The organism is Streptomyces sp. NPDC002209 (assembly GCF_042890265.1).
Classification (GTDB): domain Bacteria; phylum Actinomycetota; class Actinomycetes; order Streptomycetales; family Streptomycetaceae; genus Streptomyces.
Genome location: NZ_JBIARX010000023.1, coordinates 50,644 through 74,422, shown reverse-complemented (window position 1 = coordinate 74,422; position 23,779 = coordinate 50,644). Strand labels below are relative to the sequence as shown.

At 73.9% G+C, this 23,779-nt stretch carries 19 protein-coding genes; 13 read left to right on the top strand and 6 right to left on the bottom strand.

Annotated features, from left to right (window positions below):
- Positions 1 to 136: 136 nt before the first annotated feature.
- Positions 137 to 700 (bottom strand): TetR/AcrR family transcriptional regulator, encoded by a 564-nt coding sequence (locus tag ACFYXK_RS30360; protein WP_389414037.1) that lies wholly within the window; start codon positions 698 to 700, stop codon positions 137 to 139.
- A 156-nt stretch (positions 701 to 856) separates the two neighbouring features.
- Here ACFYXK_RS30360 and ACFYXK_RS30355 point away from each other — a divergent pair, with 156 nt between their 5' ends.
- The 7 genes from ACFYXK_RS30355 to ACFYXK_RS30325 all read left to right on the top strand — a co-directional run bounded on the left by ACFYXK_RS30355 (position 857) and on the right by ACFYXK_RS30325 (position 8,932).
- Positions 857 to 1,669, top strand: coding sequence for a serine/threonine-protein kinase (locus ACFYXK_RS30355; RefSeq protein ID WP_389414036.1), 813 nt, complete (start codon positions 857 to 859; stop codon positions 1,667 to 1,669).
- Positions 1,666 to 2,502, top strand: coding sequence for a hypothetical protein (locus ACFYXK_RS30350; protein WP_389414035.1), 837 nt, complete (start codon positions 1,666 to 1,668; stop codon positions 2,500 to 2,502). Before ACFYXK_RS30355 ends, ACFYXK_RS30350 begins: the two co-directional genes overlap by 4 nt.
- A gap of 248 nt (positions 2,503 to 2,750) precedes the next feature.
- On the top strand, positions 2,751 to 3,719 hold the full coding sequence (locus tag ACFYXK_RS30345) for an agmatine/peptidylarginine deiminase (RefSeq protein WP_389414034.1): 969 nt from the start codon (positions 2,751 to 2,753) through the stop codon (positions 3,717 to 3,719).
- Between the two features lie 161 nt (positions 3,720 to 3,880).
- Entirely contained in the window at positions 3,881 to 4,246 is a 366-nt protein-coding gene (locus ACFYXK_RS30340; protein ID WP_389414033.1) for a hypothetical protein, read from the top strand.
- 73 nt (positions 4,247 to 4,319) lie between these two features.
- A complete protein-coding gene (locus ACFYXK_RS30335; RefSeq protein WP_389414032.1) occupies positions 4,320 to 5,255 on the top strand; it encodes an oxygenase MpaB family protein in 936 nt (311 codons plus the stop codon).
- Positions 5,256 to 5,288: 33 nt separating this feature from the next.
- Positions 5,289 to 7,364: a tetratricopeptide repeat protein gene (locus ACFYXK_RS30330; RefSeq protein ID WP_389414031.1), complete on the top strand. Its 2,076-nt coding sequence runs from the start codon at positions 5,289 to 5,291 to the stop codon at positions 7,362 to 7,364.
- Positions 7,361 to 8,932 carry a phytoene desaturase family protein gene (locus tag ACFYXK_RS30325; RefSeq protein WP_389414030.1) on the top strand — a complete coding sequence of 524 codons (1,572 nt, stop codon included), beginning with the start codon at positions 7,361 to 7,363 and terminating at the stop codon, positions 8,930 to 8,932. The genes ACFYXK_RS30330 and ACFYXK_RS30325 overlap by 4 nt, the downstream gene beginning before the upstream one ends.
- Before the next feature lie 6 nt (positions 8,933 to 8,938).
- Here ACFYXK_RS30325 and ACFYXK_RS30320 read toward each other — a convergent pair whose 3' ends face one another.
- On the bottom strand, positions 8,939 to 9,400 hold the full coding sequence (locus ACFYXK_RS30320) for a nitroreductase family deazaflavin-dependent oxidoreductase (RefSeq protein ID WP_389414029.1): 462 nt from the start codon (positions 9,398 to 9,400) through the stop codon (positions 8,939 to 8,941).
- A 150-nt stretch (positions 9,401 to 9,550) separates the two neighbouring features.
- Here ACFYXK_RS30320 and ACFYXK_RS30315 point away from each other — a divergent pair, with 150 nt between their 5' ends.
- Complete coding sequence (locus tag ACFYXK_RS30315; RefSeq protein WP_389414028.1) at positions 9,551 to 9,937, top strand: VOC family protein; 387 nt, start codon at positions 9,551 to 9,553, stop codon at positions 9,935 to 9,937.
- A 75-nt stretch (positions 9,938 to 10,012) separates the two neighbouring features.
- On the opposite strand, the gene ACFYXK_RS30310 is transcribed toward ACFYXK_RS30315, so the two are convergent.
- Positions 10,013 to 11,872 carry a serine hydrolase gene (locus ACFYXK_RS30310; RefSeq protein ID WP_389414027.1) on the bottom strand — a complete coding sequence of 620 codons (1,860 nt, stop codon included), beginning with the start codon at positions 11,870 to 11,872 and terminating at the stop codon, positions 10,013 to 10,015.
- Positions 11,873 to 12,017: 145 nt separating this feature from the next.
- On the opposite strand from ACFYXK_RS30310, the gene ACFYXK_RS30305 reads away from it, so the two are divergent.
- From ACFYXK_RS30305 to ACFYXK_RS30290, 4 genes are all read left to right on the top strand, one after another.
- Positions 12,018 to 13,133 carry an NAD(P)H-dependent flavin oxidoreductase gene (locus ACFYXK_RS30305; protein WP_389414026.1) on the top strand — a complete coding sequence of 372 codons (1,116 nt, stop codon included), beginning with the start codon at positions 12,018 to 12,020 and terminating at the stop codon, positions 13,131 to 13,133.
- Positions 13,134 to 13,137: 4 nt separating this feature from the next.
- The gene (locus ACFYXK_RS30300; protein ID WP_389414025.1) at positions 13,138 to 14,691 is read left to right on the top strand and encodes an acyl-CoA synthetase; all 1,554 of its coding nucleotides are present in this window, start codon (positions 13,138 to 13,140) and stop codon (positions 14,689 to 14,691) included.
- 210 nt (positions 14,692 to 14,901) lie between these two features.
- Positions 14,902 to 15,840: a hypothetical protein gene (locus tag ACFYXK_RS30295; protein ID WP_389414024.1), complete on the top strand. Its 939-nt coding sequence runs from the start codon at positions 14,902 to 14,904 to the stop codon at positions 15,838 to 15,840.
- A gap of 129 nt (positions 15,841 to 15,969) precedes the next feature.
- Positions 15,970 to 17,154: a calcium:proton antiporter gene (locus tag ACFYXK_RS30290; protein WP_389414023.1), complete on the top strand. Its 1,185-nt coding sequence runs from the start codon at positions 15,970 to 15,972 to the stop codon at positions 17,152 to 17,154.
- 47 nt (positions 17,155 to 17,201) lie between these two features.
- On the opposite strand, the gene ACFYXK_RS30285 is transcribed toward ACFYXK_RS30290, so the two are convergent.
- On the bottom strand, positions 17,202 to 19,703 hold the full coding sequence (locus tag ACFYXK_RS30285) for a penicillin acylase family protein (protein WP_389414022.1): 2,502 nt from the start codon (positions 19,701 to 19,703) through the stop codon (positions 17,202 to 17,204).
- 173 nt (positions 19,704 to 19,876) lie between these two features.
- Here ACFYXK_RS30285 and ACFYXK_RS30280 point away from each other — a divergent pair, with 173 nt between their 5' ends.
- Positions 19,877 to 21,427 carry a fatty acyl-CoA synthetase gene (locus tag ACFYXK_RS30280; protein WP_389414021.1) on the top strand — a complete coding sequence of 517 codons (1,551 nt, stop codon included), beginning with the start codon at positions 19,877 to 19,879 and terminating at the stop codon, positions 21,425 to 21,427.
- A gap of 13 nt (positions 21,428 to 21,440) precedes the next feature.
- Here the strand turns inward: ACFYXK_RS30280 and ACFYXK_RS30275 are convergent, their stop codons facing one another.
- Together ACFYXK_RS30275 and paaK are read right to left on the bottom strand one after the other, a co-directional pair.
- The gene (locus ACFYXK_RS30275) at positions 21,441 to 22,262 is read right to left on the bottom strand and encodes a YhjD/YihY/BrkB family envelope integrity protein (RefSeq protein WP_389414020.1); all 822 of its coding nucleotides are present in this window, start codon (positions 22,260 to 22,262) and stop codon (positions 21,441 to 21,443) included.
- Positions 22,263 to 22,387: 125 nt separating this feature from the next.
- On the bottom strand, positions 22,388 to 23,689 hold the full coding sequence (gene paaK / locus ACFYXK_RS30270; RefSeq protein ID WP_389414019.1) for a phenylacetate--CoA ligase PaaK: 1,302 nt from the start codon (positions 23,687 to 23,689) through the stop codon (positions 22,388 to 22,390).
- Positions 23,690 to 23,779 lie beyond the last annotated feature (90 nt).

Sequence of the window (23,779 nt, the reverse complement as noted above, 5' to 3'; positions counted from 1 at the left end):
GAGGCGCCGTGACGCGAACTCTGGCACTGACTGAAAATTCAGTCAAGATGCAGGGTGCGGGAAAGTCGCTCGCCGCAGAGGTCGGACGAGCTGCCGGCCTCGGCGGCGGGTGGGTGAGCTGGGGGCCCCGGTGCTGCTACCGGCCCGGCTGTGCCAGGTGCCGGAGCTCGGCCGCGATGGCCGTGGTCATCAGCTCGCGCGCGTGTGCCAGCGGCAGGCTGCCGCTGAGCCAGCGCGAGCTCAGGCCCTCCACGAGGGCCGTCAGCCGCTCGGCGGCTCCGGCGAGCGCCGCGGCGCCCGCCATGGGCCGGACGCGGCCCAGCAGCTCGCCCACTTCCTGTACCCATACGAGCGTGGCACGGGCCAGGTCCTCGCGCAGGTCGGGGTCGAAGACCGCACTCGCCCGGAGCTCACCCCAGGCCGTGCTGTTCTCCCGTACCTCGGGGCCGTCCTGGAACTCGAGCAGGAGGGTCTCCTCCAGCTCGCCCTGGGCGTCGAGCGGGGGCGCGTCGGGCGCCCGCTCCGTGGTGTACCGTCCCGCGCGGTCGTTGATGAACTCCAGCGTCGCGCGCAGGATCCCGGCGCGGTCCTTGAAGTGGTAGTAGATCAACGCCGTGGACACGCCCGCCTCCGCGGCGAGTTCCTCCACGCGCAGGCCGCGCACGCCGCGACGGGCGATCACCCGCGCGGCCCCTTCCATGATTGCTGTTCGACGATCCGCCACAAGCGGACACCCTACCTGGGTGCGCATGAGGCCTACGACCCCATTCCTGACTGAAATTCCAGTCGGATAGGATCCGAGGCCGTTCGAGCGACCGCGCCACCGCCGGTCCGCCCTCGTCGCCGGGAGAGCCACATGACGACACCATCCCCGGGTACCGCCCCGCACCCCCTCCGGGCACCCGCCGCCGACGATCCGCGCGAGGTGGGCGGCTACCGCGTGGTCGCGCGGCTCGGCTCCGGCGGGATGGGCCGGGTCTATCTCGCGTACACCCCGGGCGGCCGCCCGGTGGCGCTGAAGGTGGTCCGGCCCGAGCTCGCGGGCGACCCCGAGTTCCGCCGCAGGTTCGCGCAGGAGGTGGCCAGCGCGCAGCGCATCCACGGGCTGTACACCGCCCAGGTCGTCGACTCGGGGGCCGGCGACCCCACCCCGTGGCTGGCCACCACGTACGTGCCCGGCCCCTCGCTCCAGCAGGCGGTGCACGCCTACGGACCGCTGCCCGTGCGCACCGTGCTCCTCCTCGTCGCCGGCATCGCCGAGGCGCTCCAGGAGATCCACCGGGCGGGGGTGGTCCACCGCGACCTGAAGCCCGCCAACGTCCTGATCGCCGCCGACGGCCCGCGCGTCATCGACTTCGGCATCGCACGGGCCGCCGACGCCGGCGCGCTGACCGGCACCGGGCTGCGCGTGGGCACGCCCGCCTTCATGGCCCCCGAACAGGCGCTGGGCCGGCCGGCGGGCCCGGCCACGGACGTCTTCGCGCTGGGCGCGCTCGCCGCCTACGTGGCCGGGGGCCGGCCGCCCTTCGGCGAAGGCCCCGAATCCGCCGCCCTGTACCGGGTGGTGCACGAGGAGGCGGACCTCGGCGGGGTCCGGCCGAGCTGCAGCCGCTGCTGCGGCACTGCCTGGCCAAGGACCCGGCGCACCGGCCGGCCACCGCCCGGGTGATCGAGGCCGTACGCAGCCATCCCGCGGTCGGCGGGGAGCTGCGCTTCGCCGACGGCTGGCTGCCGCGCCGGGTCACCACCGAGATCCGCCGCCGCGGCGACCTGCCCGTACCTCCGGACGGTCCGCCGGCCACCGCTGCCGCCACCGCCCTCGATGCGGAGCCCACCGTCGCCGCGCCGCGCATCACGCCGACCGCGCAACCCGTCCCGCCCGAGCCGCCGGCGGCGGACCCGCAGCGCCGCGGTCGCAGACGGGCCCCGGCCCCGGGTCGCAGGCACGGCCGTACGGCGCTGGTGGCGGCCGCCGCCCTGCTGCTGGGCGCCGCCGGGGCCTTCGCGCTGCTCGACCCCTCCTTCGACGGCGGCGCGGACGAGGACGCCGCCGATCCGGCCGAGGCCGTCGCCGGCGCGCCCGCCTCCACTCCCGCCGCCACCCCGGCCCCGTCCGCCGCGGCCCCCGGGTACGCCGCCGTCCACACCGGCACCGAACTCACCTCGCCGGACCAGAGCTACGAGTTCGACGTCAAGGAGGGCCGGGTCGTACCGCAGGAGACCGTCTCCTGGTACGTCGGCCGCAGCGCCACCGAGTTCTACGTGCCCGAGACCAGCGACGCGTACGTCATGCCGCCCGGCCGGCAGGGGCTCGCCGACTGCCTCAAGGGCATCGAGAGCCGGCCCGTCACGGCTCTGCCCTTCACCACGCTGCGCGCCGGCCGGGCCTTCTGCGTACGGGCCCAGGACGGCCGGGACGTCGGGATCGTGACCGTACTGACGGCCGGGCCGGGCGAGGGTCCGGTGAAGGTGTCCGTGGACTACTACCGCCGCAACGGATGACCCGCCCGGCGGATTGACTGAATATTCAGTCAATGTCACAGTGGAACCATGACCTCCCCTTCCTCCATGTCCCGTCGCACCGCTCTGCGCGCCTTCGCCGGCATCGGCGGCGCCCTCGCCCTGGGAGCCGGCGCCTGTGCTCCGGCCGATTCCGGCGATGCCGGGACCGAGCCCGGGACCGCACCGAGCCCAAGTACGATCACGGCCGCCGGCTCCCCGCCGAGTGGGAGAGCCACGCGCGGACGTTCATGTCCTGGCCCGCGCTGGACCGGGTCTGGTACGAGCAGCTGCCCGCGGTGCGGGAGGACATCGCGCGGGTGGCCCGCGCGGTCGCCGCGTACGAACCCGTCGTGATGCTCGCCAGGCCCGACCAGCAGGCGGCGGCGCAGAAGGCGTGCGGCTCGCAGGTCGAGGTGATCCCGGTTCCGGTGGACGACCTCTGGGCGCGGGACACCGTGCCGGTGTTCGTCGAGGAGCCCGGCAAGCTGCTCGGCGTCGACTTCAACTTCAGCGGCTGGGGCAACAAACAGGAGCACCGCAACGACGCCCAGGTCGGCCGGGTCCTGCTCGCCAAGTACGGGATCGGGCGCGTGCAGGCTCCGCTCGTCGCCGAGGGCGGCTCCTTCGAGACCGACGGCCAGGGCACCCTGCTGGTCACCGAGAGCTCGGTGGTCAACAAGAACCGCAACCCCGGCAAGAGCCGCGACCAGGTCGAGGCCGAACTGGGGAGCACCCTCGGCATCAAGAAGGTGATCTGGCTCGCCGGAGTGCGCGGCCAGGACATCACGGACGCGCACGTGGACAGCCTCGTCCGGTTCACCGCCCCCGGTGTCGTCCTCCTGGACCAGGCGTTCCCCGGCACCCCGCCCGACGTGTGGTCGCGCGCCGCCGACCAGGCGAGGGCGGTGTTCAAGGACGCGACCGACGCGCGCGGCAAGCGCCTCGAGGTCGTCGACCTGCCCCAGCCGGACCTCGACAGGATCACCGGCCGCGGCGACGCGTTCGTGTCCACCTACGCGAACTTCTACGTGGCCAACGGGGCCGTCTTCATGCCCCGGTTCGGGGACGCCAAGGCCGACGACCGGGCGAAGGGGATCCTCCAGGAGCACTTCCCCCAGCGGGAGATCGTGCCCGTGAAGATCGACACCATCGCGTCCGGCGGTGGCGGCATCCACTGCTCGACGCACGACCAGCCCGGCAAGCCGGCGGCCGAGTAGCCGGACCCCGAGGGGCGCGCACGGGGGTGCGGCGCCGGGCGGGTGCGCTTCCGCGCGCCGGGGTCCAGCCCCCTGACACGCCGGTCGGCGGCGGCCAGAATCGGTCGCCCGCAGGCCGTTTTCGGCCTGTTCCGCACCACCACGGAGGGGGAATCACGTACGTGAAGTCCATCCGCAGCATGCGGCTTCGGCGCTGGGGGCGCACGGTGACGGTCGGCGCGGCCGGCGCCGTGCTGGCCCTGACCGCCGGAACCCCGGCCGGGGCCGCCACCACGCCCAAGACCAACAGTCTGACGCCCGCGTACGACAGCCCCTTCGCTCCGCAGGCGCTGGTCGGCGGCATCTTCGGCGGCTGGCCGGTGACCATGCGCTGCTGGCGCGACGGGGCGTGGGCCAACGGCACCAACCGCTGGTTCTTCGTCGAAGGGGGCGGATACAACCCGTTCACGGGGCGCCCGGCCTACGTACGCGGCTTCGTGTCGGCCAACAAGATCACCAACCAGATCAAGGTCGACCGCTGCCGCTGACCCGGCACGCACCTCTGCTCCGGCCCGCCGCGCCTCGGTAGGCTGGAGCGGAGGCGACACGGGAGGTACGGCAATGACCGCGACCCCGGGGACCGCACCGACCCCGCCCGAGCCCCGGCCCGGGCCCGCCGCCCGGCCCGACCCGGGGCTCTACGGGCCGGCGTCCGTCACCTGGCAGTGCCACGGCGACCCGATCATGTGGATCGCGGGAGTGCGAGCGCTCTACCTCCAGGCCCTGCACCCGCGCGCGGTCCGCGGGGTCGTCGAGAACAGCGACTTCCGCTCCGACGCCTGGGGCCGGCTGCTGCGCACCGCCGACTTCGTCGGCACCCTCACCTACGGCACCACCGAGGCCGCCGAACGCGCCGGCGCCCGGGTCCGGCGGATCCACCGCAGCCTGTCCGCCACCGACCCCGCCACCGGCGAGCGGTTCCCCGTCGACGACCCCGAGCTGCTGCTGTGGGTGCACTGCGCGCAGATCGACAGTTTCCTGCACGTCCTGCGCCGCTCCGGCATCCCCCTCACCCCCGCCCAGGCCGACCGCTACGTCGACGAGAACCGCGTGAACGCCCGCCTCGTCGGCCTCGACCCGGCCCGCGTCCCGGCCGACACGGCAGCCCTCGCCGCGTACTTCGAGAAGGTCCGCCCCGAGCTCGCCGCCGGCCCCGACGCCCGCGCCGTGGTCGCCTTCCTGCGGAGCCCGCCCACGCCTGCCCTCCTCGTCCCTGGCCGAAACCTGCTGTGGCGCCCGATCGCGGAACTGGCCTACGGTTCCCTCCCCGGCTACGCGCACCGGCTGTACGGGCGCGCGGCGCCACCGGCCCCCGTCATCACCCGTCGCCTGCGCCTCACAGGTACCCTGCTGCGCAGCATTCCCGCAGGTCTGCGGTGGCAGCTGCCGCCAGGTCACATCTTGAAAGCGATGCGCCGCATGGGCCCCGGCAGCCGCCCCTCGGCGTACACACTGCGTACATCAGCGGCCATACTGGACCGGCCGGGGAGGGCGTAGGACGCAGCACGACAACGGGGGCGGCTTTAAGACATGGCGGAGTCCAGACTGATCCAGGGCCGTTACCGGTCGCTCGATCTGATCGGGCGCGGCGGCATGGGCGAGGTGTGGCGGGCCCGGGACGAGTCGCTCGGCCGGCAGGTCGCCGTGAAGTGCCTCAAACCGCTCGGGCCCGAGCAGGACAACCACTTCACCCAGGTCCTGCGCGAACGCTTCCGCCGCGAGGCGCGCGTCGCCGCCTCCCTCCAGCACCGCGGGGTCACCGTCGTCCACGACTTCGGCGACGACAGCGCCGCGGGCGGCCCGCTCTACCTCGTCATGGAACTCCTCGACGGCCGCAACCTCAGCCAGCTCCTGGAGGACAACGAGACGCGCCCGCTCCCCGTGGACGTGGTCGTCGACATCGCGGAGCAGCTGGCCGCCGCACTCGGCTACACCCACGACCAGGGCGTGGTCCACCGCGATCTGAAACCGGCCAACATCATGCGGCTCACCGACGGCACGGTGAAGATCTGCGACTTCGGCATCGCCCGCCTCGCCCACGACATCGGCTTCACCGCCAAACTCACCGGCGGCGCCATGGCCATGGGCACCCCGCACTACATGTCGCCCGAGCAGATCGCGGGCGGCGAGGTCGACCACCGCAGCGACCTGTACTCCCTCGGCTGCGTCCTGTACGAGATCGCCACCGGCGCCCCGCCCTTCGACCTCGGCGACTCCTGGTCGGTGCTGGTCGGCCACCGCGACACCGCGCCCGTGCCGCTGCGCGAGCACCGCCCCGAGCTGCCCGAATACTTCGAGCAGGTGGTCCTGGACCTGCTGGCCAAGCGCCCCGAAGACCGCCCCGGCGACGCCCGCCACCTGCACCGGCGGCTCGTCGAGGACCGCCTCGGCCCCGGCGGCCTGCCCGGCGCCCAGGCACCCCTGCCCGCCTGGGCCGACGGCATGACCGCCGGCCGCAAGGCGGGCATCGACGCCCGCCCCGCGAGCGGCGCCTGGGCCGTGCTCACCGGATCCTGGACCGCCGGCCGCCCCAGCGGCGAGCACCGCATCCTGCGCCCCGCCGCCGCCGAGGACCCGCGGCTCACCGCGCCGTACGGGGTCCCCTACGCCTTCGGCTCCGACGGGACCGGCCCGGACGGGGCCGGCCCCGACGCGCTCGCCGCCGGCCACACCCGCGCCTTCGCCCTCAGCCGCGCGGGTCGGCCCGAGGAGGCCCTGGCCGCGTACGAAGCCGTCGCCGAGGGGCGCACCCGGGCGCTCGGCGCCGACCACCCCGACACCCTCGCGGCGCGCCAGGAGGCGGCGTACGAACTGGGCCGGCTCGGACGCCACCGCGAGGCCCACGACGTCTACCGTGCGGTGCTCGTCGCCCGGGAGCGCAGCACGGGCCCGCTCCATCCCGACACGCTGCGCTGCCGCCACAACCTCGCCTGCACCCTCGGGGCGCTGGGCCGGTTCGCGGACGCCCACCGCACCGCCGCCGAGGTCGCGGCCGACCGGGCGGCCGTGCTGGGCGCCGAGCACGCGGACACGCTGCTGACCCGCTACGAGGCCGCGTACGCGCTGGGCCGCCTCGAGCGCTGGCAGGAGGCCCTGGACGGGTTCCGCCAGGTCGCCGCCGTACGGGAACGGGTGCTGGGCCGGGACCATCCCGACACCCTCGCCGCCCGCTACGAGGTCGGCATCGCGCTCGGCCGGACCGGGCACGCCGCCCAGGCCCTGGACCTGTTCCGGGGCCTGGTCCGCGACCGCACGCGCGCGTACGGGGCCGCGGACCCGGAGACGCTGCGCGCCCGGCACGTCCTCGGCGTCAACCTGGGCCGGCTGGATCGCTGGGAGGAAGCGGTGGCGGAGGCCCGGCAGGTCGCCGCGGCCCGGGCCAAGGCGCTCGGCGCCGAGCACCCGGACACCCTCGTCAGCCGCCGCGAACTCGCCGTCGGACTCGGCCGGCTGGGCCGCTGGGACGAGGCCCTGCCCGTGTACCGGGAGCTCTCCGGCATCCGCGAGCGCTCCCTCGGCGACGACCACCCGGACACGGTGGCGGCCCACGCCGACGAAGCACACTGTCTGGAGCGGCTCGGCCAGGTGTGTTACCAAGAGCCATGACGAGCTTCGGGCACGATGTATACGACGACGTGATCGTGGGCGGCGGGCACAACGGACTGGTCGCCGCCGCGTACCTGGCCCGGGCGGGCCGTTCGGTGCTGGTCCTCGAGCGGCTCGGGAACACCGGCGGCGCCGCGATCTCCACCCGCCCCTTCATCGGCGTAGACGCCCGGCTCTCGCGGTACTCGTACCTCGTGTCGCTGCTCCCGGCGAAGATCGTGCGCGATCTGGGGCTGGAGTTCGCGGTCCGCAAGCGCACGGTGTCCTCGTACACGCCCGTCGAGCGCGACGGGCGCCCCGGCGGGCTCCTCGTCGGCGGCGGGGAGTCCCGCACCCGGGAGTCCTTCGCACGGCTGACCGGCTCGGAGCGGGAGTACGAGAGCTGGCGCTCCTTCTACGGGAGGACCGGGAGGCTCGCCGAGAAGGTGTTCCCGACGCTGACCGAGCCGCTGCCCACGCGGGCGGAGCTGCGGGCGCGGATCGACGACGAGGCGGCCTGGCGGATGCTGTTCGAGGAACCCCTCGGGCTGGCCGTCGAGGAGCACTTCGCCGACGACCTGGTCCGGGGCGTGGTGCTCACCGACGCCCTGATCGGCACCTTCGCGGACGCGCACGACGTCTCGCTCGTACAGAACCGCTGCTTCCTGTACCACGTCATCGGCGGCGGCACGGGGGACTGGGACGTTCCGGTCGGCGGGATGGGCGCCCTCACCGACGCCCTGGCGGCGGCGGCCCGGGCGGCCGGGGCCGAGATCGCCACCGGGCACGAGGTGCTCCGGATCGAGACGGACGGGCGGGCGCCGGCCGAGGTCACGTTCCGTACGGCGACCGGGGAGGGCCGGGTCGTGGGACGGACGGTGCTGGTCAACGCCTCGCCGCGGGCCCTGGGTGAACTGCTGGGGGAGGCGGCGGCTCCCGAGCCGGCTCCCGAGGGGGCGCAGCTCAAGGTCAACATGCTGCTGCGGCGGCTGCCGCGGCTGCGGGACACCTCGGTGGACCCGCGCGAGGCCTTCGGCGGCACCTTCCACATCGCCGAGGGGTACGCGGAGCTGGCCCGGGCCTACGCCGAGGCCGCCACCGGGGAACTGCCGTCCGTACCGCCCTCGGAGATCTACTGCCACTCGCTGACCGACCCGTCGATCCTCGGGCCGGAGCTCGTGGCGCAGGGGTACCAGACGCTGACCCTGTTCGGTCTGCACACCCCGGCCCGGCTGTTCGAAAAGGACAACCAGGGGGCGCGCGAGGTGCTGCTGACCGGCACGCTCGCGCAGCTGGACGCGCACCTGGCCGAGCCGATCACCGACTGCCTGGCCTTCGACGCGGACGGGCGGCCGTGCATCGAGGCCAAGACCCCGCTGGACCTGGAGCGCGAACTGCGGCTGCCCGGCGGGCACATCTTCCACCGGGACCTGTCCTGGCCGTACGCGGAAGACCAGGGCGCCGCGGGCCGCTGGGGGGTGGGGACCCCGTACGCCAACGTCCTGCTGTGCGGCGCGGGCGCCGTGCGCGGAGGCGGCGTCAGCGGGGTCCCCGGCCACAATGCGGCGATGGCCGTCCTGGGGCACTGAACGCAGTTACGCGGCGGGCCCGGCGGGCTCGATGACGACGATCGGGATCTCGCGGTCCGTCTTGGTCTGGTACTCGTCGTAGTCGGCCCAGTGCTTCACCATCACGGGCCAGTACGCGGCGCGTTCCTCGGGGGTCGCCGTGCGGGCCGTGCCCTGGAGGACCTTCGGGCCGACCTGGATGCGGACCTCGGGGTGGGCCGTCAGGTTCTTGTACCAGAGGGGGTGCTCGGGGTCGCCGCCCTTGGAGGCGACGATGAGGTAGCGGCCGTCGGCCTCGCCGTAGATGAGCGGGGTGCGCACGGCGTTGCCGGAGACCCGGCCCACGGTGGTGAGCAGCAGGGTCTGGGTGCCGTTCCAGTGGTGGCCCTCGGCCCCGTTCGATGCGACGTACTGCTTGACGTGGTCGAGCTGCCAGGTGCCCTGCTTGGGGTCCTTCGGGTGGTCCCAGTCGATGTCCGTGGACGCCATTGCCTGTACCTGCTTTCGCTGTCGAGTTGCGTACGGAGGCTGAACGGTCAACGAAACCCAACGAACGTCAACGGCATGGGGCACGGTTTTTATGCCGGGGCCCCGTTTCGCCGACGGCCGCGGGGTGGTGCGCGGCTCTAGGATCGAGCCGTGATCGCCGAACTCCAGTGTGTGGTGTTGGACTGCCCCGATCCGCTGAGGCTTGCCGAGTTCTACCGGGCGGTACTGGGCGGAACCGTCAACCGGCCGGACCCGCGCTGGTCGGTCGACGAGGACTGGGCGACGCTGCACGCCCCGTCGGGTCCCGTGCTCGCCTTCCAGCGGGTGGCCGGCCACCGGCCGCCGCGCTGGCCGGATCCCGCCCACCCCCAGCAGTTCCACCTGGACTTCGGCGTGCCGGACCTGGACCGGGCGCAGGAACAGGTGCTGGCCTGCGGTGCGACGCTGCTGGACGCCCGCGCCGACGCCGGCCCCGACGGCTGGCGCGTCTACGCGGACCCGGCGGGCCACCCCTTCTGCCTGGTCCGCGAGGGCTGACGCCCTCGCGGACGCCTGGGCCGTCTCTTCCGGATCTTGCCTGACCCGCGCCGTCCGGCAAGATCCGAAAGAGACCTAGTCCGTCGAGCGGGTCCAGCCGGCGGCCTCGAGGCGGGAGGCGTCGGCGGGGCGGTCCTCCGCGAAGAGGAGGCGGGCCGGTTCCGCCACGCGTACGACGTCCACGTACACCCCGCGGCCGACGTAGCGGCCGGTCGCGGCGTGACGGAAGCGCAGGTGCACCGGGCGCCCCGCCCAGGCGGTGAGCGGGGCCTCGAGGCGGTGCCAGATGCGGCCGGACCAGCCGCCGACACTGCCCTGCGGCCACTGCTCGGGGGAGCCGCCCGTGGACCGCTGGGTGGTGAAGGGCAGCGGTTCCCACGTCTCCCCGTCGGCCGAGGCCTCCAGGTGGAGGGCGCCCTCGCCGGGCACGGTGTCCCACCAGACGGCGCAGCGCAGCCGGGCGGCGGCGGTGGCCGGGGTCAGCGGGGGCAGGGTGAGCGTGCCGGACCCGCCGGTCTCCATCCCGGAGTACCAGGCGGGCCCGCCGTGCTTCGTACGGACCGGGACGGCGCGGGCGAAGCGGTTGCCGACCGCGACCCGCGGCGCGCTGCCGGCCCGCCAGGTGCGGACGGGGTGGACGGAGTTGCCGAGCAGGATCAGGAAGGAGTCGGTGGAGGGGTCCAGGACCAGGGAGGTGCCGGTGAAGCCGGTGTGCCCGGCGGAGTGCGGGGTGGCCATGGCCCCCATGTACCAGTGCTGGTAGAGCTCGAAGCCGAGGCCGTGGTCGTCGCCGGGGAAGGCGGTGTTGAAGTCGGTGAAGAGCAGCTCCACGGAGGCGGGGCGCAGGATGCGCCTGCCGGCGTAGACGCCGCCGTCGAGCAGGGTCCGGGCGAGGACGGCCAGGTCCCAGGCGGTGCCGAAGACGCCGGCGTGGCCGGCGACGCCGCCGAGGGCATGGGCGTTCTCGTCGTGGACCTCGCCCCAGACCAGCCCGCGGTCCAGGCCCGACCAGGGCGGCCGCTGCACCTCCGTGGCGGCGGTGACCCGGCGCCAGGAGAGCGGTGGGTTGTAACGAGTGCGGTGCATCCCGAGCGGAGCGGTGATCTCGTCCTGGAGCAGGAGGTCCAGAGTGTGACCGGTGATCCGTTCCAGGAGCAGCTGCAGCGCTATGAGGTTCAGGTCCGAGTACCGGTACACCGTCCCGGGAGCCTCCTGCGGGCGCACGGACCACAGCAGCCTCAGCTGCCCCTCGCGCGTGGACTGCTGGTAGAACGGCGCCCAGGAGCGCAGTCCCGAGGTGTGCGTGAGCAACTGCCGGACCGTGATCAGCTCTTTGCCGCCGCCGGTGAACTCCGGCAGGTACCGGTCCACCGGAGCCTCCAGCTCCAGGTGCCCGCGCTCCATCTGCTGCACGGCCAGGAGCGAGGTGAACAGCTTGGTCAGCGACGCCAGGTCGAAGACGGTGTCCTCGGCCATCGGGATGCGCTGCGCCGCCGGGAACTCCCGGACCCGGTCGGTGCGGCCGTCGTAGTCCGCGTACCGGACCGCCTCGCCCATCGCGCGGTGCAGGGCGATCGTGCGGCCCCGGCCGGCGAGCACCACGGCCCCGGCGTAGTAGGGGTGTTCGGGGGACGGGCCGAGGAACCGCCGGGCCTCGTCGGCCGCCGCCTCCAGGTGCTTCTCGACGAGTCCCGCCTGGCGTGCGGAGCCGTACCGCAGGCGCAGCCCCTGGAGGGAGCGCCGCTCGGCCGGGCTGCCCGAGGCCCCCGCGGCCCCGGGCAGTGCGGCGTGCAGGACGAGCACTCCGCCGAGCGCCAGCAGCCGCGCCCCGAGCCGCCGCCGGCTCACCCCGCCCCCCACCGTGCCCGCGCCCCCCGCTGCCGTCCCGCCCGGGCCCGCGCGGCGCGCCTCTTCGTCCCCCGTGTGCTCCTCCATCAGCGGCCTCCTGTTCGCCGGATCGGCTTCTCGAAGTATCTGCCCGCCGACGCGGCGGGCTCCGCACCGACCGGCCCGCAAAGAATCTGACGATGCATCAGAGAACCTCTTCCCTCGGCCGCCGGGCTGCGGCATGCTGCCGCCCATGGAGACGGAGCTGAGCAAGAAACTGGGAGTCGAGCACGCCATCTTCGGTTTCACGCCCTTCCCGGCGGTCGCCGCGGCCATCACCCGTGCGGGTGGATTCGGCGTCCTCGGCGCCGTCCGCTACACCGCCCCCGACGACCTCAAACGCGACCTCGACTGGATGCAGGAGCACACCGACGGCAAGCCGTACGGCCTCGACGTCGTCATGCCCGCCAAGAAGGCCGTCGACGGCATCAGCGAAGCCGACATCGAGGCGATGATCCCGGCCGGCCACCGCGAGTTCGTGCGCGACACCCTCGCCAAGCACCACGTCCCCGAGCTCGCCGAGGGCGAGGCCTCCGGCTGGCGGATCACCGGCTGGATGGAGCAGGTCGCCCGGGGCCAGCTCGACGTCGCCTTCGACTACCCCATCAAACTGCTGGCGAACGCCCTCGGTTCCCCGCCCGCCGACGTCATCGCGCGCGCCCACGACCACGGCGTCCTCGTCGCCGCCCTCGCCGGCAGCGCCAAGCACGCCCGCCGCCACGCCGAAGCCGGCATCGACATCGTCGTCGCCCAGGGCTACGAGGCCGGCGGCCACACCGGCGACATCGCCACCATGGTCCTCGTCCCCGAGATCGCCGAGGCCGTCGCCCCGCTCCCCGTCCTGGCCGCCGGCGGCATCGGCAGCGGCGAGCAGATCGCCGCCGGCCTGGCCCTCGGCGCCCAGGGCGCCTGGCTCGGCTCCCTCTGGCTCACCACCACCGAGGCGGACCTGCACTCCCGCGCGCTCACCGAGAAGCTCCTGGCCGCCGGATCCGGCGACACCGTCCGCTCCCGCGCCCTCACCGGCAAGCCCGCCCGCCAGCTGCGCACCGAGTGGACCGACGCCTGGGACGACCCGGACGGCCCCGGCGCACTCCCGATGCCGCTCCAGGGCCTGCTGGTCGCCGAGGCCGTTTCGCGGATCCAGAAGTACGAGGTGGGGCCGCTGCTCGGCACCCCCGTCGGCCAGATCGTCGGCCGGATGAACTCCGAACGCAGCGTCCAAGCCGTCTTCGACGAGCTCACCGGCGGCTTCGAGCGCGCCATCGACCGCATCAACCGCATAGCCGGCCGAACCGGAGAGGTGTGAGCAGATGAACGACCAGCCTCCGAATGGATTTTGGGCCCAGGCGGCGGCCGACCCCGAGCGCACCGTACTGATCACCCCCGAGGGAGAGGAGTGGAGCGCCGGCCGGCTGCACGCCGACGTGAACCGCCTCGTCCACGGACTGCGCGCCGCCGGCCTGGAGAAGGGCGACGTCTTCGCCGTCGTCCTCCCCAACGGTGTCGAGTTCATCACCGCCTACCTCGCCGCCTCCCAGGCCGGGTTCTACCTCGTCCCCGTCAACCACCACCTCGTCGGCCCCGAGATCGCCTGGATCGTCTCCGACTCCGGCGCCAAGGTCCTCATCGCCCACGAGCGTTTCGCCGGCGCCGCCACCGCCGCGGCCGACGAGGCGGGCCTGCCCGCGAGCCACCGCTACGCGGTCGGAGCGGTCGCCGGCTTCCGCCCGTACGACCGGCTCCTCGGCGGACGGCCCGCAACACCGCCCGACGGCCGCACCCTCGGCTGGGTCATGAACTACACCTCCGGCACCACCGGGCGCCCGCGCGGCATCCGCCGCCCCCTGCCCGGCAAGCTCCCGGAGGAGACGTACCTCGGCGGTTTCCTCGGGATCTTCGGCATCCGCCCGTTCGACGACAACGTCCACCTGGTCTGCTCGCCGCTCTACCACACGGCCGTCCTCCAATTCGCGGGCGCCGCCCTGCACATCGGGCACCCGCTGGTCCTGATGGACCGCTGGACCCCGCAGGAGATGCTGCGCCTCATCGACGCCCACGCGTGCACGCACACCCACATGGTCCCGACGCAGTTCCACCGGCTGCTCGCGCTCCCGCAGGAGACGAAGGACGCGTACGACGTCTCCTCGATGCGGCACGCGATCCACGGGGCCGCGCCCTGCCCGGACCACGTCAAGCGGGCGATGATCGACTGGTGGGGCACCTGCGTGGAGGAGTACTACGCGGCCAGCGAGGGCGGCGGCGCGTTCGCCACCGCCGAGGACTGGCTGAAGAAGCCGGGAACGGTCGGCAAGGCCTGGCCGATCAGCGAGCTGGCCATCTTCGACGACGACGGCAACCGGCTTCCGCCCGGCGAACTCGGCACCGTCTACCTGAAGATGAACACCGGCGGCTTCAGCTACCACAAGGACGAGGGCAAGACGAAGAAGAACCGCATCGGCGACTTCTTCACCGTGGGCGACCTCGGACTGATGGACGAGGAGGGGTACCTCTTCCTGCGCGACCGCAAGATCGACATGATCATCTCGGGTGGCGTGAACATCTATCCGGCCGAGATCGAGTCGGCCCTGCTCACCCATCCGGCGGTCGCCGACGCCGCCGCCTTCGGGATCCCGCACGCCGACTGGGGCGAGGAGGTGAAGGCGGTCATCGAACCGGCCGAGGGCTTCGTGGCCGGGGAGGCCCTCGCCGCGGAGATCCTGCACCACTGCGAGCGGCAGCTGGCCGGCTTCAAACGGCCCAAGTCGGTCGACTTCATCGAGACGATGCCCCGCGACCCCAACGGCAAGCTCTACAAGCGCCGCCTGCGCGATCCGTACTGGGAGGGCCGCGAGCGCGCGGTGTGACCTGCGTGCGCGCACGGGGCCCGCGGCCCGGGGCCGCCGCCGTAGGCTGAGCAGCGCAACCCTTCGGGCCGGCCGGGCTAACGGTCGGCCAGCCTCGGCCGGTGCGGCTGCGGACACCGGTGAGATGAACGGCGGACCGACGCGGTCCGATCCTCCCCCCATCTCACTGCACTCCTTCGGCCCTGCGGGGCCGGGGGAGGTAAGGAAACCATGAACGCGCGTACCCAGTCCCGCCGCTCCTCGAGGCGGCTGGCCCTGGCCACCGCAGTCCTCGCAGCGGCAGCCGTCACCAGCCAGTTCTTCGTCATGGCCCCGGCGGCGCAGGCCGACGGAGACCGTACGCCCGCCTCGGGCGTCAACCTGATGGAGCCCCCGCCGGACCGCCAGGGCGACGGCCCGCGCGGCGACGACCCGTGGGACGAAGACGCGCGGGGTGAAGACCCGCGGGACGAGGGCGCGCGCGGCGACGACCCGCGGGACGAGGACGCGCGGGGTGAAGACCCGCGAGGCGACGAGCACAAGTCGAGTGCGAAGGTCGTGCACGGCCTGCAGGAGTTCAACGCGGACGGAACCTTCGTCCCGCCGAAGGGCGTCACCTCGGTGTTCATCCAGGCCTGGGGCGCCGGCGGCGGCGGTGGCGGCGGTGGCGGCAGCCAGCCGAGCAACGGTGCCGGCGGCACCGGTGGCGGTGGCGGCAGCGGCGGCTTCGTCTGGTGCGCCATCCCCGTGAAGCAGTCGCAGAGCTACACGGTGGTCCTCGGTGACCACGGCGTCCACGGCAACGGCGGTCCGGCCGGCTCGCCCGGTACTCCGGGCGCCACAGGCACGTCCACCACCCTGACCTCGTCCCGCGGCGACACCCTCGCCACGGCCACCGGCGGCGGTGGCGGCGGCGGTGGCGCCACCGACGGCACGGACGGCGCGCCCGGCGCCGGAGGCACCGGCAGCAGCTGCCGCACGGGCGGCCTGCTCCGGGCCGGCCTGAGCGGCCAGGACGACGGCACCGGCGGCGGCGCCGTCGACGGCATCGTCGCCACACCGCCGGCGACCGTCGTCGGAGGCAACGGCGGCGCCGGTGGTGTGGCCGGCGGCGCGCCCGGCAGCAACGGGACCGACGGCGGCGACGGGTTCGCCGTCATCTTCTGGTAGTCCGGTCGGGGTTGCGCCGGCCGCGGGTCCCGTCACGGGTGCCCGCGGCCGGCGCGCCCACCCGCAGGGACCGGAAGGGCGTGTTGGCCCGGTTCGCCCTGAACGCGCCGTTCATGGCAGGTTGGGGGCATGAGTACGGCAGCACACAAGTCCCCCGTCACCGACTGGACCGTCGTGGTCCCCGTGGTCGCGCTCCTGGCGCTCGTCTTCAGCTGGGGACGCGATCTCCCCGGGTTCGCCGTGGCCCTCGTCGCCCTGTGTCTCGGGGGCGCCGTGCTGGCGGCCGTCCACCACGCCGAGGTCGTCGCCCTCCGAGTGGGCGAACCCTTCGGCTCGCTCGTTCTGGCCGTGGCCGTCACCGTCATCGAAGTGGCCCTCATCGTCACCCTGATGGCCGATGGCGGGGACAAGACCGCCTCCCTCGCCCGGGACACCGTCTTCGCCGCCGTCATGATCACCTGCAACGGCATCGTCGGCCTGTCCCTGCTGGTGGGCGCCCTGCGCAACCGGGTCGCCGTCTTCAACGCCGAGGGATCCGGCGCGGCCCTGGCCACCGTGGCGACCCTGGCCGTCCTCAGCCTGGTCCTGCCCACGTTCACCACCAGCAAGCCGGGCCCGGAGTTCTCCACCGCCCAGCTGGCCTTCGCCGCCGTCGCCTCGCTCGCCCTGTACGGGCTGTTCATCGCCGTCCAGACGGTCCGCCACCGGGACTACTTCCTGCCCGTGGCCACCGAGGCCGACCGGCGCCGGGCGTCCGCGGCAGCAGCGCGTGCGAAGAAGCCGGACGGTACGGGCGAGGCGGTCGACGGCGCCGCCGCGGACGACGGACAGGGCGGTGAGCACGCCGCGCCGCCCACCTCCCGCGCCACCCTGGTCAGCCTCGGCCTGCTGCTCGTCGCGCTCGTCGCCGTGGTCGGCGACGCCAAGGCCGTCTCGCCCACCATCGAGGCGGCCGTGGCCGGCGCGGGCCTGCCCAACGCCGTCGTCGGCGTGATCATCGCCCTGCTGGTGCTGGCCCCCGAGACCCTCGCCGCCGTCCGCGCCGCCCGCCGCGACCGCGTCCAGACCAGCCTCAACCTGGGCTACGGCTCCGCCATCGCGAGCATCGGCCTGACCATTCCGGCCATCGCGCTGGCCTCCGTGTGGCTGTCCGGACCGCTGCTGCTGGGCCTCGGGCCGATCCACATGGTGCTGCTCGCCCTGACCGTCGTCGTCAGCGCGCTGACCATCGCGCCGGGCCGCGCGACGCTGCTCCAGGGCGGCGTACACCTCGTGGTGCTGGCCGCCTACCTGTTCCTCGCCGTCAGTCCCTGAACACCCGGCGGGGCGCCAGGGCCCGCCCCGCCGGGTCCGCGGCGCGCTCAGCGGCGCTCGCGCGGCAGGACCACCTTCAGCTGCGGCGAGGTGAGGATGTCCCGCTCGCAGAACCGCGAGGTCACCCACCGCTCCTGGGAGAACAGCCGGGTCTGGTCGGCGTAGTACGGCGAGGCCGGGTTCGAGGACTGGCCGTACGTCAGCAGCGTGCGCGCCACCGGGCAGCGGCCGCCGTCCCAGCCGACCGCCTGGATGTGGCTGGAGCCGTGCACGACCTCCGGGTAGCCCCCGGCGGCCGCGTTCCACGGCGCCTCGATCTTGTTCCACACGCCCAGTGCCTCGGTGCCGCCCGGCACCGGCAGCCTCTGCCCGCCGCGCACCACGAACTGGTGCTCGCCGAGCGGCGCGTCCGGCGCGATGCCCGCCGCCGTCAGCTCGGCGACGGTGTCCGCGAGCGCCCGCCCGATCCCGGGCGCCGCCTGGTTGAGCGTACGGGGCGTACGAACGGGATCGGCTGCCGAGAACGGCACCAGCCACAGGTCCTTGGCCGCCGTGCCCGCCGTCAGCTTGCGCCAGAACCGGTCGAAGAGCAGCGCGCCCCGACTGCCGGTGTCGGCCGTACGGTCCCAGCCCGCCAGCACCGCGCAGGCCGCCGAGACGTCCACCGCCCGGCCGTCGCTCGCGGTGGCCGCGCCGGCGGGCAGGGCGGCGCAGGCCTTCGCCGCGTCGGCCGCCGCCAGGTCGCCGGCCGGGACCCGGTCGGCGAACTGCTGCTCCTGCAGATCGGCCACGGTCAGCCGGCCCTTCGCGGCCATCGCCGCCACGTCCTCGACGGCGCCGCGGGTGCGCAGCGACCGCGGGGTGCCCGCATTGCCCCATACCCGCTCGTACCCGGTCAGCGGCCGGTCGGCATTGGCCAGCCAGGCGCTGTCGTTGGAGTTCTCGGCGTACGGGGCGTCGCGCAGCGTCGGTGCCTTCCCCGGGCCGAACACCCCGGGCTGCACCGCGTCCGGGTCCGAGCCGGGCGCGCAGTCGCCGCGCGCACCGTCGAGGACCGCGAGCCCGGACGCCGGGTACGTGGCCCTGCCGAGCGGTGTGGAGCAGCGGGCGGCGAGCTCGTCGGTGATCCGGGGGAGCACCTGGGACTGGGTGAACAGCGTGCCGCCGGCGGAGTCCGCGGCGACCGTGTTGACCCAGGGCAGGCCCTGCGTGCGCTTCAGCGCGTCCTGGATCCCGGCGACCGAGTGGGCCTTGCCCATGGCGAGGGCGGTGTCGGAGCCGCGCAGGTTCGCGGCGTTCGGATCGTTCAGGGCGTACGCCGTACCGGCCGTCCAGGGCAGCGGCAGGCCCGGGCCGAGGCCGGTGACCACGGGCCCGTAGCGGGTCCACCACTGGGTGCGGGTGACGGGCTCGCCGCCCGCCACCTGGATGGTGACCGTCCGCTGCGTCATCTTCTCCGGCTGGCCGTCGACCAGATAGGCGGTCGGGTCGGCCGGGTCCAGGGTGAGCTGGTGCAGGTTGACCGGGGTTCCGGTGGCCACGGTGTGGCTCCAGGCCACCTTCTCGTTGAAGCCGATGTTGACCACGGCGGTGCCCAGCAGGGATCCGCCGGAGACGTTCAGCTCGCCGGGTATGGTCTGCTGCGACTGCCAGAACCGGCGGCCGCCCTGCCAGGGGTAGTGCGGGTTCCCGAGCAGCAGGCCGCGGCCGTTCGCGGTGGTGGAGCCGCTGAAGGCCACCGCGTTGGAGCCCATGTCGTAGCGGCCCGTGTCGAAGAAGGCCCGCGCGGCCTCGGCGGCTGCCGCGGGGTCGGTCGCGGGGTCGGCCGCGGCCGCAGGCTCCGTACGGGCGGCCCCGCCGGCAGCGGGCCCGGTACGGGGCGCGGCGGCGCCGGACGCCGCCCGGCCCGGCGGCTGCGCCGCGGCGATGCCGTCGACGGCGCGCCCCTGACCGCCGAGCACGGAGACGGCGAAGCCCCGGGAGGCCACGTCGAGGACGGTGACCGGGCGCACCCACGCCGCGCCCTTGCAGGCCGGATCGCTGATCTTGTTCTGGGCCAGCCAGGCGTTGTACCCGGCCGCCCAGCCGCGCATCAGCTCCTTGAGGTCCCGGGTGGGGCCGGCCGGGGCGGGCGTGGCGAGCAGCTGCTCGACGGTGCCGGACTCCCGCACCCCCTTGAAGTACACGTCGCTGGACAGGTTCCCGGCCGCGGAGGAGAGCGAGCCGTCGGGCGCCGCCTCGGCGCCGAACCAGCGCGAGCGCTCGCCCGCCACGGTCACGAACCCGTCGGCGAGCACACAGACCTGGTCGGCGGCCTGGGCCCAGCCGGTGCCGAAGCCGAGGTGCGCGTAGTCCCGGGCCAGTATGTGCGGGATGCCGTTCTCGGTGTACCGGATGACGGCGGACAGTCCGCCGCCGGACGGCCCGCGGTCGGCGGCGGCCGTCGCGGCCGAGGCCTGCGGCACTGCCGCCGTGAGGGCGAGCAGGGCGGCGCCGGTGAGCGCGGCGCGCCGGAGCAGCGGGCGGGTGCGGAAGTATCCGTCAAGCATGCGCAAGATGCCTCCCAAGTAGCCTGCGGATGGGCGTGGTTGCCCGTGGTACAGGCGGTGCTTGCGTGCCCCCACACTCATGCAGGCAGCCTGACGATCTGTCAACATCCCGTTCGGTATCCCGGTTGTGCCGGTTCTTGACCCCGGCCGCCGGCGGAGACGAGGATCACGCCATGACGGCAGCGCAGACGGTGCGGGCAGGGCAGGCCGGGGAGCCGGTGCGGCGCAACACGGTCGACGGGCTGGTGCGCGACAGCGCGCTGCGGGTCCCCGACCGGGTGGCCGTCCGCTACGGCGACCGGACCTGGACGTACGCGGAGCTCGACGCCGCCGTCTCCACCGGCGCCGCCGTCCTGCGGGAGCGGTACGGGCTGGCCGCCGGTGACCGGGTCGCGACCTTCGCCCACAACTCCGACGCCTACCTGCTCGCCTTCCTCGCCTGCGCCCGGGCCGGGCTCACCCACGTCCCGGTCAACCAGAACCTCACCGGCGAGGACCTCGCGTACATCCTGGACGACTGCTCGAGCGCGCTGGTCCTCGCCGACCCGGACCTCGCGGCGCGGATCCCCGAGGGCCATGCCGTACGGGCGCTGCGCGACGCGCCCGGCTCCTTCCTCGCGGAGCTCGCCGGGCCGCTTCCCTTCGCGGCGGACCGCGCCCCGGACGCCGTGGTGCAGCTGCTGTACACCTCCGGGACCACGGCGCTGCCCAAGGGCGCGATGATGACGCACAAGGCGCTGGTCCACGAGTACGAGAGCGCGATCGAGGCCCTGGACCTGGCCGAGGGGGACCGGCCGGTGCACTCGCTGCCGCTCTACCACTCGGCGCAGATGCACGTCTTCCTGCTGCCGTACCTGGCGGTGGGCGCGCAGAACACGATCCTGGACGCGCCGGCCGCGGAGGCGATCTTCGACCTGGTGGAGGCGGGGCGGGCCGACAGCCTCTTCGCACCGCCCACGGTGTGGATCGGCCTTGCCAACCACCCCGGCTTCGGGCGGCGGGAGCTGGGCGCGCTGCGCAAGGCGTACTACGGGGCCTCGATCATGCCGGTGCCGGTCCTGGAGCGGCTGCGCGCCCGGCTGCCCGGGCTCGGCTTCTACAACTGCTTCGGGCAGAGCGAGATCGGGCCGCTGGCCACCGTCCTCGGACCGGACGAGCACGAGGGGCGGATGGACTCCTGCGGCCGGCCGGTCCGCCACGTCGAGGCGAAGGTCGTCGACGAGGACGGTGCGGACGTGCCGGACGGCACGGCGGGCGAGGTGGTGTACCGGTCGCCCCAGCTCTGCCTGGGCTACTGGAACGACCCGGAGGCGACGAACAGGGCCTTCCGGGACGGCTGGTTCCGCTCCGGGGACCTCGCGGTGCGGGACGGGCAGGGGTACTTCACCGTCGTCGACCGGGTGAAGGACGTCATCAACTCGGGCGGCGTGCTGGTGGCCTCACGGCAGGTCGAGGACGTGCTGTACACCCATCCGGGGGTGGCCGAGGCGGCGGTGGTGGGCCTGCCCGACGAACGGTGGATCGAAGCCGTCACCGCGGTCGTGGTGCCGCGCGGCGAGGTGACGGAGGCCGATCTGCTGGCGTACGCCCGGGAGAGGCTGGCCGGCTTCAAGGCTCCGAAGCGGGTGCTGTTCGTCGACGCCCTTCCGCGCAACGCCAGCGGCAAGATCCTCAAGCGTGAACTCCGGGACCGGTTCGGGCAGGAGGGCCGGCAGGGCCGGTAGACCCGGCCGCTGCTCACCCGGGCAGCAGTCCGGTGTCCTGGAGGCGCCGCAGGGTGAGGTGTTCGTGGACCAGGCGGCCGACGAGGGCGCCGCCGTAGACGACGAAGCCGACGCCGACCAGCCAGGACTGGACGACCAGCAGGGTGCCGAAGGGGCCGTAGGTGACGGCGTTCGACGCGATCAGCGGGGAGAACACCAGCTGGGAGAAGACCCGCAGGCCGAGCAGGCCCAGACTGGTCGCCACCGCGCCCGGCAGCAGGGCCCGCCAGCGGACCCGGCCGCCGAGCAGCAGCCGCTGCGAGCCCCAGAAGAACGCGCAGGTGCCGATGAGGTCGCCGGTGGTGCCGAGGATCGTGCCGGGCGCGTCGTTCGACGGCGCGGGGATCTCGACGAGCAGCCCGAGGTAGCAGACCAGCAGCGCGAGCCAGACGACGTGCCGCCACATGGTGTGCCAGCGGGCGGTGGGCAGGTCCCAGACCTTCTCGTACCCGGTCTGCACGGCCGAGCCGAAGGTCAGGCCGAAGACGGCGAGGGCCGCGAGCCCGAAGGCCGTGGTCCGCTCGAGCGCCAGGTCGGCCGCGCCGAACAGCATCTCGACCCGGGCCCGCGAGGACTCGGTGACCCCGAGGGCCTGGCCGAGCCAGCGGCCGAAGCCGGAGCCGCTGCCGGGGGCGGCGGCCGCGACGACCACCAGCAGCGGCACCAGGGTCAGGAAGCCGAGGGCGGCGAAGCCCATGGCCCGGTGCATCAGCTCCATCTCCCGCCCCCGGCTCCACGCCAGCCCGGCCGGGGAGGCCTGGAGCCGGTCGTGGAGCTGTCGGAAGATCGAGGTCACGCCTCATGGACTACCCGGACGGGCCCGCCGGGTCCCGGAGGCTCCCCCGAAGTAGGCCCGAAGGGGTGGTTCCGGGGGTGAGCCGGGCCCGGCCCGGCCCCGAGGTACCGGCCCTCCCGGCCCGGCTACTGCGCCTCGCGCAGGTCCACCAGCCGCTTGATCTTGCCCACCGAGCGCTCCAGGGTCTCCGGGTCGACCACCTCGACGCCCACGGAGACCCCGATGCCCTCCTTGACCGCCCGGACCACGGCGGCCGCCGCGGACTCCCGCTGACCGGCATCCGCCTCCCGGCGCGCCTCCACCCGTACGGTCAGGGCGTCCATCCGGCCCTCCCGGGTCAGTCTCAGCTGGAAGTGCGGGGCCAGGCCGGGCGTGCGCAGCAGGATCTCCTCGATCTGCGTCGGGTAGAGGTTCACCCCGCGCAGGATGATCATGTCGTCGCTGCGGCCCGTGATCTTCTCCATCCGGCGGAAGGCCGGCCGCGCCGTGCCGGGCAGCAGCCGGGTCAGGTCGCGGGTGCGGTAGCGGACGACCGGCATGGCCTCCTTGGTGAGGGAGGTGAACACCAGCTCCCCGGACTCGCCCTCCGGCAGCACCTCGCCGGTGAACGGGTCGACGACCTCCGGATAGAAGTGGTCCTCCCAGATGTGGAGGCCGTCCTTGGTCTCCACGCACTCCTGCGCCACGCCCGGGCCGATCACCTCGGACAGGCCGTATATGTCCACCGCGTCGATGTCGAGCCGCTGCTCGATCTCGCGGCGCATCTCCTCGGTCCACGGCTCGGCGCCGAAGATGCCCGTACGCAGCGAGGTGCTGCGCGGGTCGATCCCCTGGCGCTCCATCTCGTCCAGCAGCGTGAGCATGTACGAGGGCGTCACCATGATCACCTCCGGCCGGAAGTCCTGGATCAGCCGGACCTGGCGGTCGGTCATCCCGCCGGACGCCGGGACGACCGTACAGCCGAGCCGCTCCGCGCCGTAGTGCGCGCCGAGCCCGCCGGTGAACAGGCCGTACCCGTACGCGATGTGCACGATCTGGCCCGGTCTGCCGCCCGCCGCCCGGATGGACCGGGCCACGACGTCCGCCCAGGTGGAGAGGTCCCCGTCGGTGTACCCGACGACGGTGGGGCGGCCGGTGGTGCCGCTGGAGGCGTGGATGCGGCGCACCTCGGAGCGGGGCACGGCGAACATGCCGAAGGGGTACTGGTCGCGCAGGTCGGCCTTGGTGGTGAAGGGGAAGAGGGAGAGATCGGCGAGGGAGCGGCAGTCGTCGGGGTGCACGCCGGCCTTGTCGAAGGCCTGCCGGTAGTGGGGCACCCGCTCGTAGGCACGGCTCAGCGTGCCGCGCAGCCGCTTGAGCTGGAGCGCGGCGAGCTCGTCGCTGCTCAGCCGCTCGCTGTCGTCGTGGACATCCGCATACGCCGTCATGCCGTCACCCCGTCGTGAGCAGTGAGCCGTGAGCCAACAAACCGACCGATCATTCGGTACATTGCCCCAGCCCGGTGGCGAAATCAATGA